The organism is Limnohabitans sp., assembly GCF_040401495.1.
Lineage (GTDB): Bacteria > Pseudomonadota > Gammaproteobacteria > Burkholderiales > Burkholderiaceae_C > Limnohabitans.
This window is the reverse complement of sequence record NZ_JBBAOI010000048.1, coordinates 1-2,931: the sequence shown is the minus strand read 5'-3', so window position 1 is coordinate 2,931 and position 2,931 is coordinate 1. Positions and strand designations below refer to the sequence as shown.

General features: G+C 52.6%; 1 protein-coding gene. It reads right to left on the bottom strand.

Annotation, left to right across the window (positions count from 1 at the left end):
* Positions 1-2,931 (bottom strand): excinuclease ABC subunit UvrA (locus AC9UEO_RS13460; RefSeq protein WP_509534532.1); only part of this gene is annotated, 2,931 nt, incomplete at both ends.

Below are 2,931 nucleotides of genomic sequence, written 5' to 3'. Positions count from 1 at the left end.
TGTGAAGACCCACTGTGGGTTCGTCAAGCACATACAAAGTGTGCGGGGCTTTGTTGCCCCGTTTGCCTACTTCGTCTCTAACCTTGGTGAGTTCTGTGACCAACTTGATGCGCTGTGCTTCGCCGCCGCTTAAGGTTGGGCTTGGCTGTCCTAAAGTTAGGTAGCCCAAGCCTACGTCTTTTAACAGCTGCAGTGGATGCGCGATGGAGGGCATGGTTTCGAAGAATGTCACTGCTTCGTCTACTTCCATTTTGAGCACATCGCCAATGCTTTTGCCGCGCCATGTCACAGCCAAAGTTTCTGGATTGAAACGTGCGCCATGGCAAGCTTCGCAAGGTACTTTCACATCGGGCAAGAAACTCATCTCGATGGTACGCAGGCCTTGGCCTTCGCAGGTGTGGCATCTGCCTTCGCCGGTGTTGAAGCTGAACCTGCCCGCCAAGTAACCACGCGCTTTGGCTTCTAAAGTTTCTGCGAAAAGTTTTCGGATGGTGTCCCAAAACCCGATGTAGGTGGCGGGGCAACTGCGCGGTGTTTTGCCGATGGGGGTTTGGTCTACTTCTAACACCCTGTCGACTGCTTCAAAGCCTTTGAGTTCTGTGCAACCTGTGAGGGTTGGGAATTTGCCTGCTGCTTGTTCGTCTCTGCCTGCTTTGGTGCTGCGTTGGCTGACGTGGCTGTGCACGTTGGCTAGCAGCACATCTCTGGCGAGTGTTGATTTGCCTGAACCGCTCACGCCTGTGACGGCTACTAAGCGTTGTAGTGGAATTTGTACATTCACGTTTTGCAGGTTGTGCAGATTGGCGCCTTTGAGTTCTAGCCATTTCAGCTCTGTGCTTACTTCTTGCACGGATGCCGGCGTTTGAGTTTCCGCAGCTTTTGACTTTTTAGAAACTTTGTTGGCAGCAGGTGCTTCGATGAATTTTTCTGGTCTGGCCGCATTGGCCACAGCATCAAAAATGGGCATCAATCTTCGTGCCTGTAATGGATGCTTCATAGCGTGCAACAAATATTTGCCAGTCTGCGAATCTGCAGAATCCGTAATGTCTTTCACACTGCCTTGCGCCACCAACTTTCCGCCACGCTTGCCTGCGCTGGGGCCAATGTCAATGATGTGGTCGGCGCGGCGGATGGTGTCTTCGTCATGCTCCACCACCACCAAGGTATTGCCTTTGTCGCCCAACTTCTTTAATGCGTTCAACAAAATTTGATTGTCACGCGCGTGCAAACCAATGGTGGGTTCGTCCAGTACGTAGCACACGCCTTGAAGGTTGCTGCCCAATTGCGCAGCCAAGCGAATGCGCTGCGCTTCGCCGCCACTGAGCGTGGGTGCGCCGCGGTCTAGTGTTAGGTAGCCTAAGCCTACTTCTTCTAAAAATTCCAAGCGACTTTCAATCTCGGGCAAGAGGTCTCTGGCGATGTCTTGTTCTCTTTGAGTCATCTCGTTGGCTTTGGCCAAACTTTGCACCCATTTGCGCACATCGGTCACGCTCATGCTGGCAATGTCGGTAATGGGCAACTGCGCTTTGGTGAACTTCACATGCCGCGCTGTGGGGTTCAAACGTGTGCCTTCGCAATGCGGGCACACATGTTCAATGAGGTCTTCAATTTCCGGCTCGGCAAAACTTTGTTCGCGGCCTTTTTGGTCGTCGTCTCTGACGGAGTCGTCAAAAACTTTTCTTTGGTCTTTGGTCAGTTGCACGCCCGTGCCCACGCACTCAGTGCACCAACCGTGTTTGCTGTTGTAGCTGAACAAACGCGGATCGAGTTCGCTGTAGGAGGTGCTGCAAACGGGGCATGCTCTGAGTGTTGAAAAAACTTGGAGCTTGCCGATGTGGCTGGTTTGAGGGATGGATGCGTGGCTGACTGAGGTGCTTGAAGATGTACCTGATGTGGCGCCTGCAGTTGCGGCCACCTGCATGGCTTCTTGAAGGCCATCGAGTTCACTCAAGACATGCACCACACCTTTGCCAAGCTCCAAAGTTTTGGCCAGCGCTTCACGCAGTTGCTTCTCTTGATCGGCACTGATTTTCAAACTGGCCACAGGCAGTTCAACGGTGTGTTCTTTGAATCGATCAATGCGCGGAAAGCCTTGCGTGGGCAAGAAATCGCCATCCACCCTGAGGTGTGTGTATCCCCTTGGACGAGCCCAGTCAGCCAACTCGGTGTACACACCTTTTCTGTTCATCACCAAAGGTGCCAGCAAACCAATGTGCTGGCCTTTGAAATTTTTCAGAAGCTGTGCGGCAATGCTGTCAGGTGTTTGCGGCGCCACTGAAGCGTTGTCATGCACGCAATGTTGCGTGCCAAGTTTGACGTACAAAAGTCTGAGGAAGTGCCACACCTCGGTCGTTGTGCCCACCGTGCTTTTACGACCGCCACGCGAAAGTCTTTGCTCAATGGCCACTGTCGGCGGAATGCCGTACACCGCATCCACTTCAGGCCGGCCTGCCGGTTGAACGATGCTGCGTGCGTAGGCATTCAGACTTTCCAGGTATCTGCGTTGGCCTTCATTGAACAAAATGTCAAACGCCAAGGTAGATTTGCCAGAACCACTCACCCCCGTAATCACATTGAACTGCCCCCGCGGAATATTGACGCTGAGGTTTTTAAGGTTGTGCTCTTTCGCATTGACGATGCGGATGCTGTTGTCTTCTGCAGTCGACTTGCGAATGATTTTGTTGAGCGATGGTATGGTGGCTTCTGCAACTTTCACAATGCCACCCAACTCGCCCATAGCCTGCGCATACTCCCGCAAAGCCAAAGCCGTATGCGAAGAAGCATGATTTCGCACATCTTCAGGCATGCCTTCTGCAACAACGTAGCCTCCAGCATCACCGCCTTCTGGGCCGAGATCAATCAGCCAATCACTGGCGCGAATCACATCCAAATTGTGCTCAATCACAATCAATGAATGTCCACCTTCAAGCA